The following is a 17522-nucleotide window of genomic DNA, read 5'->3' on the forward strand; positions in this document are numbered from 1 at the left end:
AAGACATGGCAAAAAGTTTAGTATTAGCAGAAAAACCATCCGTAGCTCGCGATATAGCGAATGTACTGAAATGTAATAAAAAGGGGAACGGCTTTTTAGAGGGCGATAAATATATCGTAACATGGGCACTTGGACATCTAGTAACCCTAGCTGATCCAGAAATATACGATAAGAAATATCAAAAGTGGAATTTAGAAGATTTACCCATGCTACCTGATCGTTTAAAACTATCAGTAATTAAACAATCCGGTAAACAGTTTAATTCCGTTAAATCACAGTTAAATCGTAATGATGTAAATGAAATCATTATCGCAACAGATGCGGGTCGTGAAGGTGAACTAGTGGCCCGTTGGATTATTACGAAATCTAAAGTAAATAAACCAATCAAACGTTTGTGGATTTCATCCGTTACAGATAAGGCAATCAAAGATGGATTCAATAATTTAAAACCTGGTAAAGCATACGAAAACTTATATTTTGCTGCCGTAGCTCGTTCTGAAGCAGATTGGTACATCGGACTAAATGCCACTAGAGCTTTAACGACAAAATATAATGCACAGTTAAATTGTGGGCGTGTTCAGACGCCTACTGTAGCCATGATAGCTGCACGTGAAGATGAAATTAAAAACTTTAAACCACAAGTGTACTATGGCATTGAAGCGCAAACTGATTCAGTCAAACTAACTTGGCAAGATGCTAAAGGGAATAGTCGAAGCTTTAACAAAGTAAAGACTGATGCTATTATTAAATCACTTGGTCGTCAAGATGCAACCGTTATAGGAATTGATCGTAAAGCTAAAAAGACATTCTCTCCAGCGCTTTATGATTTAACGGAATTGCAGCGTGATGCCAATAAATTATTTGGCTACTCTGCGAAAGAAACATTAAAAATCATGCAAAATCTATACGAATCACACAAGGTTTTAACATATCCTCGTACTGATTCTCGTTATTTAACTTCAGATATCGTTAGTACACTTCCGGAGCGACTAAAAGCTTGTGGTGTTGGCGAATATCGTTCACTTGCAAATAAAGTGTTAAATAAGCCAATTAAACCTTCTAAAGCGTTTGTAGATAATGGAAAAGTGAGTGATCACCATGCAATCATTCCGACTGAAGGATACGTTAATTATTCTTCTTTCTCGGATAAAGAGCGTAAAATTTATAATCTTGTGGTGAGACGTTTCTTAGCCGTGTTATTCCCTGCTTATGAGTATGAACAATTAACATTACAAGCGACAATTGGAAAAGAGAAATTTATTGCCAAAGGTAAAACAGTGATCAACGCTGGTTGGAAAGAAGTATACGAAAATCTTTTTGATGATGAAGAGTCTTCAGAGGATGTAAAGGAGCAGTTACTACCACATATTAAAAAAGGTGATGTATTAAACAACAAATTAATTGCACAAACATCAGGTCAAACAAAACCGCCTGCACGTTTTACAGAAGCTACATTATTATCTGCTATGGAAAACCCTACAAAGTACATGCAATCGAGCAATAAAGAGCTTGTAGACACGTTAAAAGCGACTGGAGGGTTAGGTACAGTTGCCACACGCGCAGATATCATTGATAAACTATTTAATTCATTCCTAATTGAAAAGCGTGGTGGGAAGGAAATTCACATTACTCCAAAAGGTCGTCAACTGTTAGAGTTAGTTCCAGAAGAACTACGTTCACCAGCTACAACAGCAGAGTGGGAACTAAAGCTTGAACTAATTGCAAAAGGTAAACTAAAAAAAGATGTTTTTATCAATGAAATGAAAAAGCACACAAAAGAAATCGTGAATGAAATTAAAGCAAGTGACAAAAAATACAAGCACGAAAACATCTCTACAAAATCTTGTCCGGATTGCGGTAAGCCGATGCTTGAGATGAACAGTAAAAAAGGCAAAATGCTTGTATGCCAAGATCGTGAATGTGGTCACCGTAAAAATGTATCACGTATAACAAACGCACGCTGCCCACAATGTAAGAAGAAACTAGAACTGAGAGGTGAAGGTGAAGGTCAAATCTTTGTATGTAAATGTGGCCATCGTGAAAAGCTATCAGATTTTGAAGCAAGACGTAAGAAAGAATCTCGTGGTAAAGCCGATAAACGTACTGTTCAACAATACTTAATGCAACAGAATAAAGAACAAGAACCGGTTAATAATGCGCTTGCAGAAGCACTAAAAGGACTTAAGTTCGACTAACAAAAAGCTGAGCATGTAGAAAATTTCCACATGACTCAGCTTTTTTTTATCTTATTTTATTACTTAATTGTAGATTTGAAAGAAAGACAGCAAATCTATCGATATAAAAATGTATATAAATTAAAAAAGCAGCGAAAAAAATTTTCGATGCTTTTATCTAGCTAGGAAGCCTTTTATAATTGATATTACCATCTCACCACCTGATAACTTCTGATAACTTGCTTTCGTGTTTTGCATGGGAGCTATACGCGTAATAAAAGGGTGATTTGCTTTTATAGAAAGGGGATTTTCCATTACAACCAACTCGCTGTAATCCAGTCCAGATTTAACCTCTTGCGTTTGGTTAAGCCTTAGCCCCGGTTCGATTTCTCTTCTATCGATCATCCCTCCAGTGCCGAGAACATAGCTATAATAATTTACATTCTCCTTCTTCATCCCTTTTACCGGGATGGTTAATGCGTCAGTCACTTCATTTGTGATGATTTTTAAGTTGACATGCTGCCCATAAATATTTGTTTGTTCCGATTGTTCCTCGAGTTGAACTGTAAAAGGGTAACTGCTTTCTTTTCCCACTTCAGGTTTTTTATTTGGATACGTAAAAACTTTATCGACTACACCGTTAAGCTGTTGATTGCTGTTATTATAAGTAATAAAAATCTTCATTCCAGGCAGAACTTGCTGAACCTCATCCTCATTAAGATTGCATTCAATTTGCCGATCATTGGAGATAATTGTCATGATTGGATTGGTGAGTTCATGTTTAATATCTTTGACCGTTCCAGATAGCTCACTTGTTTCAATTAATTGCTTGAGAATGATATCTGTAGGTTTAATCAGATCTTTATATTTTTCGATTTCATTTTCCAACTTGCTTTTTTCGAGCTGGGTTTAATCCTTGTCATTTCGGAAATATGCTGGTCAATGCTCGTGATTTCTTTTCTTAACCGATCGATTTCAGCTTGATAGGATTCTCTTGTTGCGTTAAGTTCGTTGGGCGAGTATTGAAACAGCTCTGTTCCCGGTTCCACCGATTCCCCTTTCTGAACTAAAAACCTGTCAAAACTGCCATTACTTGAATTATAGTAAATATGCTGTTCTTCTTTAGGGATGAAGACATCTACTGAGGGTATTATTTCTAGCAGATCCTGCTCCTTTACCGATATCCACTTAGTTATATAGTTGACACGACTAATATCCTTCCCGCCCTTAAAAATAAGGACGATATTCACTGAAAGAAAGATGGAAATAGACAGAGCCAAGGTTGTAATTAGCTTCCACTTCATGAAGGAATCCCTCTATTAAATAATATTTTCAAATTTTATATAAGATAAGAGCGCTACAATAATGATGAAAAATACATAAAAACCTATGAGTGAGAACATAAGGAAACGGGATGATTTCTCAGAAAGGTTTTTATAGTATAGAAATGTGAGAATAATAGCCCAGAGTTTAAATAATGTGATTTGAGCAAAAAAATGAGTAATGAGTTCAATTGAGGTAACTGATTATGCAATAATTCCAAATGAAAAAATATTCGATTCTGTTCCTACTTCTAGAATGAGATTAATAGAAATATTGATTAGTTTCTCTAATAAAATAATAATAAATACAATCATTTGAACGATTAATAGTTTTCGATATTCAACATCTATAAGTGTCCAAAAGAATAGGGATGGGATGAATATTGCCAACAGTGACCATACAAGCCCCCAAAGGATTTGCCCAAAGAAAAATAATGTTTTTTGCGCTTCATATTCCCCTCTTGGAAGGTCAGTTATAACTTTTGAAACTGATTCACTACTATGCATAAACCCCTATTATTACCATACTTATAAATGCTAATAACAGGATACGCTTCCATAAGCCGACAAAACTCTCCTCTTTTCTCAACTGGTGTGATAGAAAACGTGGTTTCCTTAACCTACGAAAAAGAAATACTCGAAAACCCATAAAAATGCGTCTCCCAAGATAAAACTTACTATTATAACCATATATTGTAATTTGTGTGGGATTTTTATCACTATGCGTTTTCTTCACTTCCTTAGCATTTTTTTAAAAGCTTGTATTTCAGTAATTCTTGTTCTATAAATGTTGAAATACCTTGACATAGATATCGCATTCGCTTTTTTGACCTATCAATTTTCGCATCTGATGTTATTAATGTAAGACTAAATGGTAAACTTGTATGTTTTTATAGTATTCAATCCTAAAACATTTTTCCTGAACCGAAAAAAATAATTATTTCTAATATACTATAAATATGCTAGAATCTTCTGGAGCAAAATATTTGCTTATATATTTTCAAGGAGGAAGAATATCAATGAATACTAGATTGAGAAAATACTTTGTATGGATTTTAGCTATCTTATTAGTATTTACATCAATACCCTACGACGCATTTGCTAATGAAAAAGATCCACCAAAAACAGAAAGCCAGGAGAATGTAATTAGTCCCAGCAAGGAATTACAATCAGGTCAGTCTCAAGAAATAACAGAGGTGATCGAAGAAAGAACGGAAAATTCTAAAGTTTTCGATAATAAAGATGGGACATTTACTAAAAATATATATTTTGATCCCATTCATATTGAAGCAGAAGGTGAATTTGAAGATGTTTCAAGTGATTTATATGAGACCAAGCTAGAAAATCAAAAAGTAATAGAAACAGAAAATACGCTATTATCATCCGTGTTTTATGAAGAAATGAATAAAGGAAGTTATGCTATTTTCAGCAAGGATTATCACTCTATAGAGTTTTCAATTCTACATGCAGAAGGCAAAGAAAAAGAAAGCAAGGTACAAGATCGCAAGCCTGAATATGATGGAAATGTCATTGTACATAAAAATATATTTCCAGATATAGACTTAAGAAATATTACATTCAATGAAAATGTGAAAGAAGATATTGTTTTACAATCTTATACGGGACTTAATTCTTTTACATTCTCCCTAAAAACTGAGCTAAAAGGGGAAATTCAAGAGGATGGATCAATCGTATTTTTTGACGAAGAAAAACAGAATTTAGTTTTTACTTTGCCTAAGCCATTCATGACCGATTCAAATATTGATGAGTTGTCTGCAGAGGCTGCTAAATCAGAAGACGTCACTTACGACTTAGAAAAGAGTGAAGATGGATATCTATTAAAAGTGACGGCCGATGAAAAATGGCTAACAGACTCTGAACGTGTATTTCCAGTATACATAGATCCTACCACCTCATTAACAACGAATTCAGATGCCTTTGTGTCGAGTGCATATCCTACAACTAATTATGGATCATCCTCTCAAAAATGGGATTCAAGTCAAAATGAGTATGTTTTGAAGGTTGGTAATTATGACAGTACTACAGGTAACAATTTTGCTTTTATTAAACAAAATATATCAAAAATAGATAAAGCTATCATTGATTCAGCTACTTTGAACATGTATGTAACACATGCATACTATGCTTCTACTAAAAATGGGCTTTGGCTGGACGAAGTTTCGGGGAGTTGGAACGCTTCTACATTAACATGGAACAATAAACCTAGCTCCACGAATATTGGAAATCTAAATGTAGGTAGAGATGAATGGGTTCAATTCAATGTTTTAAATACCGTAAAAGCATGGGCCGCAGGAACTAAACCAAATAATGGCTTTAAGTTACACGCAAATGGGAACGGAATGGAATTCTGGAAGAAGATTGTTTCTTCAGATAATTCTGCTTTAAAACCATATTTATCAGTTACTTATCACTATGATGCTCCCACAGCTCCATCAGTCAATGCCCTATCTAATGGATCTGGCACAGGAACAGGTTACTTAGATATAAGTTGGAATAAAGTAGATGGAGCAACTGGATATAAGGTATTAGTATATAATGGAAAATCTTATGATTCTTTTAATGTTGGTGATGTAACAAATTGGTCTACAAAAGGAAAAAAGATTTGGCCAACAGAAGACCAAATTAAAGACGGACAATATAAATTACGTACAGATAAAACAGGAACAGAGCTACCTTTTAATCCTAATCCTGTGTATCAAAATGCAGTTGTAGACGGAGGAACTTATCCTAAGGCGAGGAACTATTGGGTAAGGATTGTTGCGATTTACCCAGGCGGTGATAGCCCTCAATCGGGAGCCACAAGAATATATATGCCAATGGAGATACCTAAAACTCCTACTGGCAGACCTTATTCCAACGCTTTAAGTGAAAAATCGGGTTATGTAAAATTAAATTGGGAACCTGTAGAGGGAGCAGATGGCTACAAAATTGCTCTTTATAATGGAAAAGAATATGAAGATGTAGCGATAGTGGATAATGAGACGACAGAATGGACAACTCAAAATAAAGGCCTTTGGCCAACCCAGTCCCAAATAGATGATGGAAGATATAAGTTAAACTTAGATGGAAAAGGAACGGAACTATCCATTGACCCCTCTCCTGTATATAGGAATGCAAAAGGAAATTATCCGAACGCTAAAAATTATTGGTTCAAAATCAAAGCATACAGCAATCTAGGACATCCAGAAAGTAACTGGTCAGGTTTATACAAGCCAACAATCCCAAGCGCTGAAGATTACTTAGGTATGGAAGATTACTGGACAGGAATAGATGTACACAATGGTGTTGTGAATGCAGCAACAGGTAATTTAATCATAGACGAAACAGATTATTCAATAGATGGTAGAGGGCCAGGACTAGGAATAGGAAGAACGTATAATAGTTTGTCGTCATCAAAAGGGATTTTTGGAATAGGATGGTTTAGTGATGCCGAGATGAATGTAGTGGTTGACTCATCCTATGTCAACTTTACTGATGAGGATGGTACGACACATAGTTTTACGAAGAAATCTGATGGCTCCTATGAAGCACCAACTGGCGTATATCTAGAGTTAGATGAAACAGATACGGATTTCATTTTAACTTCTAAGGATCAAAACAAGATGTACTTTGATAAAACATCTGGAAGATTAAAAGAAATTCGGGATGCCCAAAAAGAAACGAATAAAACTGTATACGAATATGTCGATAATCAATTAAAAACCATTACAGATGCTTCTGGTAGAGTAATTAAGGTTGATTATTCTAATGGCTTCGTTTCTAAATTGACAGACCCTAATGGCCGAACTACAACTTTTACTTATAAAGATGAAAGATTAGTTACTGTCACGAATTCAAGTAATGAAGTAACAACTTATGAATACAATGAAAATCAACAATTATCTAAAGTTATTGATCCAAATTATACTTCAGAAAAACCTGTGATTACTAGTTATGAATACGATACAAAAGAAAAAAGAATTCAGAAGGTAACAAACCCAAAAGGCAAAAGTACATCCTTTTTATATGACCTAGCTAAGCGAACATTAATTTTGACAAAACCTAAGGGAAATAAAACTTATTTCGAGTATAACGCAGCTGCCAATCCTGTAAAACAAATTGATGCCTATGCACCAGAAGAATCAGGAGCAAACAAAAACTTAGAGTCAAGATATGAATATCAAGGTAATAACTTAATTAAGTCTTGGAATCCAAAAGATATCGGAAAAGAAGCAACAGAATCATACCAGTATGATAAAAATGGGAATGTTACATCCTCTAAGGATAGTTATGGAACAGAAACTTATAAGTATAATTCTAATAATGATTTAGTGGAATATATCGATACAGAAAAAGAAAAAACCACCATTGCATATGATGGCTTAAACCCAATCTCAGAAACAGATGAAGCTGGGGTTATATCATCGGTAGCAAAGTTTGATGATTTTGGAAATGAGATTCAATCGAGTTCATCTTTAGCAGTAGGAAACAATCTAATTACAAATTCTAGTTTTGAAAACAACCTTGATTATTGGACATTAACTAATTCTAAAGCTTCGGGTACAGGTTCCTTAGTTACGATTCCAGATAAGGAATATAGGACACTCGGAGGTAATAAAGCGTTAAAGTTAACAACTGTTTCCAATACAACAGGCACAGAATTAGGGTATTCTGCTTATATTCAGGATGTACAAGTTGAACCTAATCAGACATATACGTTTAGTGCTGATATTAAAACAGCTAACTTAAAGAACGCCAAAGTTTTCTTAAATGTACGGCAACTAAATGGTAGCACCGGGGTTAAATGGGATAGTAATAAGTATTCTTCGATGACAGGAACAAACCCTTGGACGCGGAGGCAGATTACGTTTAAAACAGAGGAAAATGTTGATAAAGTGCGATTATATCTTGAAATCGATCACAATCATTCATCAACCTCTGGAGAAGCATGGTTTGATCGAGTTCAATTAGAGAAGTCACATGTGTCTTCTTCCTATAATCCAGTTACAAACGGTAGTTTTGAACAAGGGAAAACAGGTTGGGTACTTGCTTCTGGATCAGCGAGCATTGTGGACGATGAAGCTTATGATGGAGACAGGTCTGTAAAAATGACAAGAACGTCAACCACACAAGATCGTATTCATTATAGACAAACTTTCGTATTGAACCAACCGGTAGATAATCCTAAGCCAATTAGTTTAACTGCTGTATCTATGAGTGAGAATGTAACAAACGCAATTGATAAAGGACCAAACGCAGATTATTCTATCTGGGCTACAATTAAATATGCGGATGGAACTTCTGAATCTAGAAACTCACCGTTTCCTACAGGTACGCAAGATTGGAATAGAGCTGTTCTTTATCTGGATGCAAAAAAAGCCATCACATCTATTGATTTCTATGGAATTTTCAGGGGAAACAATTTAGGAACGGTATGGTTTGATGCATTTAGATTGATAGAGGGGAACATCCTATCATCAGCTGAGTATGACTTGAAAAAGAATTATGCTGAAACTTTGACTGATGTTTTAGGAAGAAAAACGCAAAAAAAATATGATGATGTTGGAAACCTATTAAGTGAGGTAGACCCTAAGGGCTTTAAAAAATCATATACTTATGATGATAACGATCAGTTAAAGGAATTGGCCTTACCAAATAAAACATTTTTATCTTATGAATATGATAAAAATGGAAATAACACAGTAAAAAATATCGAAGCCGATAACAAAAAGCAAGCGTATAAGTATCAATACGATGAAGATAACAAGCTCACTGTTGTGATTGATCCGTTGGATAAGAAAACTAGTTATCAATATGATGATAATGATAATTTAACTCAAACAACGCTGGCGAACGGACAATATATTAAAAACGCCTATGACGAAGCAGACCGTATCGATAAAATCTACTATAACGATCAGTTAATGTTTGAATTTAACAAAGATAAGAATAGTAATGAAACTTTGATTATTGATCATGTGAATAAACTAAAAAAAGAACAAACATTTGATGATAAAGATCGCTTAGTTACACAGAAATTGAAGAAGAATGATAGCGAGCTAGCGACGTTAAATTGGAAGTATCCAACTGATTCAGATAAACTGAAAAGTACATCTTTTTCACACCAGGGTACGGATCAAACCATTAGTTATGAATATAATAAACTTGAACAAAACACAGTTGTAAAAAATAATAGCAATACTTTTAGGCTTGATTATGATGAATCTGGAAATGTAACCACTTATACACCAGCAAATGGAGTTGGAACAACATACGTCTATGATCAAGCTGGACAAGTCATTTCCATGTCTACGAATAAAGTAGATGCAGCAACAGGTGCAATGACAACCGTTATTGATGAAAAATATACTTACGATGCGAATGGGAATCGAATAGAAATCGTCTATAATAATGGGGATACTGATAAGTTTATGTATGACTCCCTTGATCAATTAACAAAGGAGACATTACAAGATGGAACCATAAATGAGTATGAATATGATGGGTTCGGGAACAGAATATCTCAAAAGATGGGGAATCAATCTACAATAACTGCTTCCTATAATGTGATGAACCAATTGATCAAGTATGGGAACGAAACAATTAAGTTTGATGCGAAAGGAAATCGAACAGAAGATGGTACTTACATCTATGAATGGAATGCAGCTGATCAATTAACTGCTATTTACAAAAAAGATGAAACCACTCCTTATGCAGAGTATAAATATGATGACGATGGTAGAAGAATTCAAAAGAATGTTAAAGGAACCATTACAAATTATATTTATGATGGGGACAGTTTAAACGTCTTATATGAATCGAATGCAAGTGATCAAGTATTAAGATCTTATGTGTATGGTACAGATGGTCAACGCTTAGCCTTTAATAAACATAGTGGAACATCTGTTTCAGACACTTTTTATTATCATTATAATCCACGTGGGGATGTTGTTGCATTAACAGATAAATCTGGGAATATCGCGGCTTCCTATTCTTATGATAGCTGGGGAAATCCATTAGAAACAAAGCGTACAGGTATAGCAATAGAAAATCCATTCCGTTATGCCGGGTATCAGTTTGATGAAGAAACAGGTCTCTATTATTTAATGGCAAGATACTATCACTCAACTCACGGTGTATTCTTATCTCTTGATCCAGAACCTGGTGATGACGATGATATTCTTACACAAAATGGTTATACTTATGCGAATAATAATCCTATAATGATGGTAGATCCGGATGGTCATTACGCACAATTTGTTATTATGGGTGGAGTTGCTGTTTATAGGGGATATAAAGCATATAAGACATATAAAAAAGTGAAAAACTTATCCAAAGTAACAAAAGGTCCAGGTAGCTATGTTGTAAGATATAATAATGGATATAAATATATAGGAAAAGGAAGTGTTAAAAGGTCTCGTGTTTCTGCTAAAAAACATGCTAGCAAAAATAATACTAAAGTTAAAACTATAATGTGGAAACCGGCTAAAAATCACAGGAGTGCATTTAAAAAAGAGTATAAATTAATGAAAAAACACAATTATGGTAGAGGTGGAAAATTATATAATAAAATAAATAGCCCGGGTAGAAAGTATCACTACCAAGATTATGGCAGATATTAATTATTAGGAGGTTATATGGGTACAAGAAAAATCGGGGAAGTCGTATTAAGAAAAGAAGATGACGGTGATATTGTCATTATTAATAATACTAATGTAGAAGAATCCATTATATTTGTAAATCAGCACCAAATTAAAAGATTACAGATAGATGATTTATATGAACAAGATAATATAAATTTTTTAAAAAAATGCCCTAATATTGAAAATATATCTATATCTAATCATTATATAAAAGATTTGACGGGTTTATACTTTTTAAAAAATTTAAAAGTACTAGCTATTAATGATACAGATTCTTCTCTTTCGATTGACTTTAGTAGATGTACAAGTCTTGAAATAATATACGGGCAATTGCCAACTAAAATAAAAGGTATGGAAAGCCTCGTAAACTTAAGGAGAATGGAATTATGGGGATATAAACCAAAAAATAAAAACCTTGAAGAATTTAGGAATTTAAAAAGACTTTCATTCTTAGAGCTTGTTAAATCTAATATTTCTTCACTTGATGGTATTCAAGACTTGAAGAAGTTAAGGCATCTAGGACTATATTATTTAAGGACATTAAAAGATATTGATGAGGTTAAGTATCTATCTACTTGTTTACGGACTTTTAAAATTGAAAATTGTAAGAAAATTAATGATTATAAGGCTATAAAGAATTTAAAATGGTTAGAAGAACTAGTAATACCGGATTGCGGGGAGATTCTATCTATTAGTTTTATAAAAGAACTTTCAAATTTAAAAACCTTCATATTTCCCGGTACAAATGTATTGGATGGAGACTTGAGTGCATGTGAAGGACTAGATTATGTATACTTTACACAGAAAAAACATTATTCACACCATCTAGAAGGTTATTCTGTTATTCAAGATAATCGAAAAAATATAAGTGAATCTAACGAGGAAAAGCAGTTAAATGAAAAGATGCCAATAGTGTTGTGGAAAAGACGAATGGAAGAAGGTGACTATTTGTTTACAAAAGAAAACCTAGCTTCCTCTGAAAAAGTCTTGAAAAACTATATTAGCGAGATTAAAGCGTTAAATACCCCAACAATAGAGGAACTTATAGAAAGTGTAAAGAGTGTGGTATTAAAATTTAATAAACTCAATGTGGAGTATGACTTTTTTATAGAAACTATGGAACGAGAAGAACTAATAGAGTTTATTTTGGAAGTAGCAAGTTCAGGAGGACTAGAAATTGTAGATGATATTACTGAAGAATGGAGAGAATGGTAATAAGGTATTAAAGAACTGATATTTATAAGTAGAATATTGGTTAGTCATATGTGTTGTTGCCAATTTTAGTCGCCAGAAGCATCGCCTACATGTATAAAGCAAGATGGTAAATCGATACATTTCTCAGATGGCTTAAACAGAACTTAAATACCCCTGTTTTATTTGCAACGACTGAAAATGCAGTTTTTTAATCAACTTTAGACCGACGATTAATTTTTCTATAAGGAAAAAATATCAAAGATTAAATTAGGGAATTTCTAGATAACCAAATTTTTTGTTGGTTATCTAGAAATAAAAATAAAATTAAATAAAAACTCCTATGTTAAAAAAGGTGAGTTTAGTGTAACTTATACTAACCTTCTACATAGGCGTTTTTTATTTTATTATTTGACTTTGCATATAATTCATATATGAGATTTAATGATTCCTCAAGAAATTGTTAAATTTTAATCGACCATTACACCCCATCCATCCGGGTATCCGCCATAAGGTTTGCATAAATCTTCAAGCTGCTGTTGTACGTTGATAATGTCATCGTAACTTATAATCATTTTTTTAGTACAATAACATGTCCACTCTCTAGTTTCTTCATCTTGTTCTAATTCACAATTAAACCCCTGTTTATTTAATATATCCAATGTAGCTTTACCATTCTTTTCATCAGGAACTGCAACAAACAATTCTAGATAATGTGGTTCGTTAAAATCTATTCCTTCTTTATATAACATTTTCAATGCTTGTCCATCATCATTATTAGGAAATTTCATTTTACCATTTCTCCTTTTTAAATATTAAAGATCCGTTTAGCAACTACCCATTTTCACCAAAAGAATTTGTTATTTGTTCTTCTTATTTGAAATAATATCCCCAATAGTAATTATAATAAACTATTCTTTACCTTTAAGTACAGAACTGTATAATCTCATGATATCATAAATGCTTTATGGAGATTTCCTCAACAACAGTATGGTCTATTAATTTGGAATGAACGTTCTTTGAGATTTTTCTATATGGTTGGTTACTTGATACTATTGCACTTTATAGACTCTCAATTGATATCTTGATTCAAAATGGGTATACGTATGCGAATAATAACCTTATAACGATGGTAGACCCGGATGGAAGGTATGTGTGGCATGGAGGTAGCAAGTGAATCATTAGATATTTATAAAGTGAATAAGGATTCTCAATTTTATTATTTGCTATCAGAATTATTCGACCCAGAGGATAATTCTGATAGCAAATAAGGAAAGAGTACCTAATTAATATTTAAAACAATAAATAAGTATAGACGAATTCCAAGTATGGTTTTGGGATATTTTAAATCTAAATGTAGATGTAGCAGATTCCAATGAGGAGGAGTTGATAAGCTATTTAATATACACTTTTGATAATCAGGACATAAATAAAATTAACAATGATACCATAAAAAAGACATAAGATGCGTTAAGTGCAAATTGCGATTCTGTAAAAACTATTAAATTCGTTAGAGAAAATAATATCAAATTAGCGCAGTGAGACTAATGAAAATATAAAATGAGGAAATCCTAGGAATAGTATCTTTTAAAAAGACTGACTCAGAAAGTTATTAAACGATGATTTTTTGCAGTCGGTCTTTATTTATATCTGATATTCCTTTTTGAGGGATTAGACACATTGCGATTGGACTATTGTCAATAAAGTAGATATTTAATTACAAAAAAGGTTTTCTCAAAATAAATTCAAAGTAATAAGTATTAAAGTGCGTCATTGACAGTTCGGTCATTATTATGGGTCATTCCGCTATTAATTTTCATAGCCCAGTCTTCTCAGTGTTTTAGGTTATTCGTAAAGATGGCGGAGCTTAGGCCATATTCTGTATCATTAGCCAGGGCGAGGGCTTCTTCATCAGATTCAGCCCTTGATAATAGAGGCAATTGGTGCAAACAATCTTGAGTGCCATAATGGTGCGATATTAGAATAAGGATCTTTTAACCATATAAATTTGGGAGAAAATCATACAAGTCATATAAATACAAGAAATATTAATTTCACCCTAGCTATTGACAGGATACAACTGTACTCTACCAGCAGAAAGTGGTTCTTGATATTTCGTTGTTAATGCACGTGAAATATTTAATCCAATGAGCCAATCGGCTTCAGCTCTGCAAACAGCAGAATCATATAAATTTAAAAAGTCTTTCCCTGGTTTAAGGTTCTTAAATCCTTGTTGTATTGCTCGATCAGTGACAGATGAGATCCAGAGGCGGTGGATTGGCTTTTTCCATTTAATCTTTTCTAAAATCCATCTAGCAACTAACTCACCTTCGCGTCCAGCATCCGTGGCGATAATAAAGTCTCCTACATCGTTTCGCTTGGAAAGATGCTCGACCGTTTTAAATTGATGACTTGTTTGCTTCATTACCTTAATGCCCATTTTTTCAGGAATAATAGGCAGGTCTTCTAGTTTCCATTGTTTGTATTTGCTATCGTAATGTTCGGGCATCTTGAGTTCTATTAAATGGCCAAGCGCCCAAGTAACAATATAATGCTTACCTTCAATATAGTTTTTATGTGACTGATTACACCCTAATACTCTGGCTATTTCTCTGCCGACACTTGGTTTTTCGGCTAATACTAATGATTTCATAATTGCTCCCTTCCTAAAAAACAATCTCCTAAACTAAAGGGTCGTAATTATTATAGCGGAAAATGAAATGAATTTATATGGGGGTCTAGTGCTTTATCTTGATAACATGGTAACTAGGTAAAATATGGTAAAAATCAATTGACATGATAAGTACTGCTTTATAATATAGATGTAAGACAGATTAAATAGGTGAAGTATCATGCGCGTAAATAATAATGAAATCATTTCAATAAAGACCCGAGTATCATTTCAGTGATACTCGGGTCTTTTCTTTATTTTGCTACAGTGATAAGGAGGTAATAAGATGATTGAATTAACAGGGGAACAACTTACGATAGAGCAAGTGAGGGCGGTAGTCTTTCAAGGGGAAGAAGTTAAGATAGCCCGTATTAGTATAGATAATATAGAAAGAAGTCATATGGCTGTAAAGAGAATGGTTGCGGAAGGAAAAACGGTATATGGCATTACGACCGGTTTCGGGAAGTTTAGTGATGTCCATATTGATCGCAAACATGTAGAGGAGTTGCAGATCCATTTAATACGCTCTCATGCCTGTGGCGTGGGTGAGGAATTCCCAGAGGAGGTTTCTCGGGCAATGTTATTGTTAAGGGCAAATGCGCTTATAAAAGGCTATTCAGGTGTTCGTCTATCATTAATCAATCGATTGGTTACTTATCTAAACCGTGGTATTCATCCCGTGGTTCCTCAGCAAGGGTCCTTGGGTGCAAGTGGTGATTTAGCGCCGCTATCCCATTTAGCACTAACACTGGTTGGAGAAGGTGAAGTATTTTTCAATGGACAAAAACGTCAGAGTGCAGAAGTGCTACAGACATGTGACATCACTCCGCTGACTTTGGAAGCAAAAGAAGGTCTAGCGTTAATTAACGGGACGCAAGCTATGACCGCTCAAGGAGTAATCGCCTATATTGAAGCGGAAAACTTAGCTTATGAAAGCGAAAAGATCGCGGCAATCTCGGTAGAAGCATTAAATGGTATAATCGATGCATTTGATCATAAAGTGCATGAAGCTCGTGGCTATCCTGAGCAAATCGCAACAGCAAAAAGGATGAGGTCATACTTAAGTGGTAGCAAGTTAACTACTGTTCAAGGAGAGATAAGAGTCCAGGATGCCTACTCTATAAGATGTATACCGCAAGTTCACGGTGCTACTTGGCAAGCCCTTAACTATGTGAAAGAAAAGCTCGAAATTGAAATAAATGCTGCAACAGATAATCCTTTAATCTTTAATGATGGAGAAAAGGTAATTTCAGGCGGGAACTTTCATGGTCAACCAATTGCGTTAGCTATGGATTTTTTGAAAATTGCCGTGGCAGAGTTAGCGAATATATCTGAAAGAAGAATAGAAAGGTTAGTTAATCCACAACTCAATCAATTGCCCGCTTTTCTTAGCCCAGAACCAGGGTTGCAATCAGGTGCTATGATTATGCAATATTGTGCAGCTTCACTCGTGTCCGAAAACAAGACACTGGCTCATCCTGCTAGTGTTGATTCAATTCCTTCTTCAGCTAATCAAGAGGATCATGTAAGTATGGGAACGATTGCTGCAAGGCATGCTTATCAAATCATAAAAAATGTAAATAAAGTGATTGCAATTGAATTGATTTGTGCGATGCAAGCGGTAGAATTTAAAGGAATAGATAAGATGGCTAATCATACCCGCTCACTATATGAACAAGGTCGAACAATTGTACCAACGATAAAACAGGATCGTATTTTTTCTACCGATATCGAAAAGTGCACGGAGTGGCTTAAAAATAAAGCTTATGCTTAACGTTGTTCAATAAAAAAGGCTGTAAGCCAGTTTGAAGGTTACAGCCTCATGCCTATATTAACGGTTTTCTCTTTGTTCAATGCGATTTTTAAAAGCTTCTTGAACGACTAAAAACTCCTCGTCTTCTTGCGCTTCAGTTGATTTTTCTTTTTGATATTGTTCAGTAAAAGCCCCTGGATGCTGTTTGTTCTTATGGTTAAAATGTTTACCTCTTGACATTTAGTGAATCGCTCCTTTCCATTTTATATTTCCCTTCATTCGCTAGGGATATGTAAAAGCATGCAGTATAATAAGTTAAGATGAGGTGTTCATAATGGATTTATTTTCAATTTTAGCGGAAGAGAAAATCAAACAAGCACAAAGACAGGGAGAATTTGCTCATTTAAAAGGTCGTGGTAAGCCGTTACCGAAAGACGAACTAAATGGAGTACCAGAATCTCTAAGAATGTCTTATAAAATAATGAAAAATGCAGGGTACACAACAAAGGAAATCGATCTTAAGAAAGAGATGCTAACAATCGAACAATTAATTGCTAGTTGTGAGAATGAAGAAAAAGAAGGAGAGTTAAAAAAAGAGCTAAATGAAAAGAGATTAAAGTTTCAAGCGTTATTGTCAGAAAGAAAAGTGGAAACAAACGCGCAAATCTTCAAAAATTATGAGCAGAAAATCGAGAACAAGCTTTTTAGATAACCATACAGAAATGATGTTTTTCAATCATTTTTGTGTGGTTTTTTTGTGTATATATT

12 protein-coding genes and 1 pseudogene are annotated in these 17522 nt (G+C 34.2%); 6 read left to right on the plus strand and 7 right to left on the minus strand.

Annotated elements, in window-relative coordinates; all coding sequences use genetic code 11:
- The first annotated feature begins 5 nt into the window (after positions 1-5).
- The gene (locus H9655_RS15980; RefSeq protein ID WP_191815840.1) at positions 6-2195 is read left to right on the plus strand and encodes a DNA topoisomerase III; all 2190 of its coding nucleotides are present in this window, start codon (positions 6-8) and stop codon (positions 2193-2195) included.
- A 153-nt stretch (positions 2196-2348) separates the two neighbouring features.
- Here the strand turns inward: H9655_RS15980 and H9655_RS15985 are convergent, their stop codons facing one another.
- From H9655_RS15985 to H9655_RS15995, 3 genes are all read right to left on the minus strand, one after another.
- Positions 2349-3062, minus strand: coding sequence for an efflux RND transporter periplasmic adaptor subunit (locus H9655_RS15985; protein ID WP_191815842.1), 714 nt, complete (start codon positions 3060-3062; stop codon positions 2349-2351).
- Entirely contained in the window at positions 3029-3478 is a 450-nt protein-coding gene (locus H9655_RS15990; protein ID WP_191815844.1) for a hypothetical protein, read from the minus strand. The genes H9655_RS15985 and H9655_RS15990 overlap by 34 nt, the downstream gene beginning before the upstream one ends.
- A 222-nt stretch (positions 3479-3700) precedes the next feature.
- Positions 3701-4003: a hypothetical protein gene (locus H9655_RS15995; protein ID WP_191815846.1), complete on the minus strand. Its 303-nt coding sequence runs from the start codon at positions 4001-4003 to the stop codon at positions 3701-3703.
- Positions 4004-4455: 452 nt separating this feature from the next.
- Between H9655_RS15995 and H9655_RS16000 the strand changes: the two genes are divergently transcribed.
- Together H9655_RS16000 and H9655_RS22930 are read left to right on the plus strand one after the other, a co-directional pair.
- Entirely contained in the window at positions 4456-11118 is a 6663-nt protein-coding gene (locus tag H9655_RS16000) for a DNRLRE domain-containing protein (protein ID WP_225230683.1), read from the plus strand.
- A gap of 15 nt (positions 11119-11133) precedes the next feature.
- Complete coding sequence (locus tag H9655_RS22930) at positions 11134-12354, plus strand: leucine-rich repeat domain-containing protein (RefSeq protein ID WP_225230684.1); 1221 nt, start codon at positions 11134-11136, stop codon at positions 12352-12354.
- Between the two features lie 446 nt (positions 12355-12800).
- Here H9655_RS22930 and H9655_RS16010 read toward each other — a convergent pair whose 3' ends face one another.
- Positions 12801-13121 carry a ribonuclease E inhibitor RraB gene (locus H9655_RS16010; RefSeq protein ID WP_191815848.1) on the minus strand — a complete coding sequence of 107 codons (321 nt, stop codon included), beginning with the start codon at positions 13119-13121 and terminating at the stop codon, positions 12801-12803.
- Between the two features lie 351 nt (positions 13122-13472).
- Between H9655_RS16010 and H9655_RS22765 the strand changes: the two genes are divergently transcribed.
- A complete protein-coding gene (locus tag H9655_RS22765; protein ID WP_263600760.1) occupies positions 13473-13601 on the plus strand; it encodes a hypothetical protein in 129 nt (42 codons plus the stop codon).
- A 561-nt stretch (positions 13602-14162) separates the two neighbouring features.
- On the opposite strand, the gene H9655_RS22935 is transcribed toward H9655_RS22765, so the two are convergent.
- Both H9655_RS22935 and H9655_RS16020 read right to left on the minus strand, forming a co-directional pair.
- Complete coding sequence (locus H9655_RS22935; protein ID WP_404826106.1) at positions 14163-14279, minus strand: aldehyde dehydrogenase family protein; 117 nt, start codon at positions 14277-14279, stop codon at positions 14163-14165.
- A 131-nt stretch (positions 14280-14410) separates the two neighbouring features.
- Positions 14411-14983: pseudogene (locus H9655_RS16020) on the minus strand (toprim domain-containing protein); the annotation flags it as partial.
- Between the two features lie 304 nt (positions 14984-15287).
- Here H9655_RS16020 and hutH point away from each other — a divergent pair.
- Complete coding sequence (hutH, locus tag H9655_RS16025) at positions 15288-16775, plus strand: histidine ammonia-lyase (RefSeq protein WP_191815849.1); 1488 nt, start codon at positions 15288-15290, stop codon at positions 16773-16775.
- A gap of 57 nt (positions 16776-16832) precedes the next feature.
- On the opposite strand, the gene H9655_RS16030 is transcribed toward hutH, so the two are convergent.
- Positions 16833-16994 carry a hypothetical protein gene (locus tag H9655_RS16030; RefSeq protein WP_191815850.1) on the minus strand — a complete coding sequence of 54 codons (162 nt, stop codon included), beginning with the start codon at positions 16992-16994 and terminating at the stop codon, positions 16833-16835.
- 94 nt (positions 16995-17088) lie between these two features.
- On the opposite strand from H9655_RS16030, the gene H9655_RS16035 reads away from it, so the two are divergent.
- Positions 17089-17466, plus strand: coding sequence for a DnaJ family domain-containing protein (locus H9655_RS16035; RefSeq protein ID WP_191815851.1), 378 nt, complete (start codon positions 17089-17091; stop codon positions 17464-17466).
- Positions 17467-17522 lie beyond the last annotated feature (56 nt).

This window comes from Cytobacillus stercorigallinarum, assembly GCF_014836495.1.
Classification (GTDB): domain Bacteria; phylum Bacillota; class Bacilli; order Bacillales; family Cytobacillaceae; genus Cytobacillus; species Cytobacillus stercorigallinarum.

Bases quoted from the DNA above. Each gene is read 5' to 3' on its own strand.
- H9655_RS15980 (WP_191815840.1), top strand. From the start codon at position 6: ATGGCAAAAAGTTTAGTATTAGCAGAAAAACCATCCGTAGCTCGCGAT.
- H9655_RS15990 (WP_191815844.1), bottom strand. From the start codon at position 3,478: ATGAAGTGGAAGCTAATTACAACCTTGGCTCTGTCTATTTCCATCTTT.
- H9655_RS15995 (WP_191815846.1), bottom strand. From the start codon at position 4,003: ATGCATAGTAGTGAATCAGTTTCAAAAGTTATAACTGACCTTCCAAGA.
- H9655_RS16000 (WP_225230683.1), top strand. From the start codon at position 4,456: ATGCTAGAATCTTCTGGAGCAAAATATTTGCTTATATATTTTCAAGGA.
- H9655_RS22930 (WP_225230684.1), top strand. From the start codon at position 11,134: ATGGGTACAAGAAAAATCGGGGAAGTCGTATTAAGAAAAGAAGATGAC.
- H9655_RS16010 (WP_191815848.1), bottom strand. From the start codon at position 13,121: ATGAAATTTCCTAATAATGATGATGGACAAGCATTGAAAATGTTATAT.
- H9655_RS22765 (WP_263600760.1), top strand. From the start codon at position 13,473: ATGGAAGGTATGTGTGGCATGGAGGTAGCAAGTGAATCATTAGATATT.
- hutH (WP_191815849.1), top strand. From the start codon at position 15,288: ATGATTGAATTAACAGGGGAACAACTTACGATAGAGCAAGTGAGGGCG.
- H9655_RS16030 (WP_191815850.1), bottom strand. From the start codon at position 16,994: ATGTCAAGAGGTAAACATTTTAACCATAAGAACAAACAGCATCCAGGG.
- H9655_RS16035 (WP_191815851.1), top strand. From the start codon at position 17,089: ATGGATTTATTTTCAATTTTAGCGGAAGAGAAAATCAAACAAGCACAA.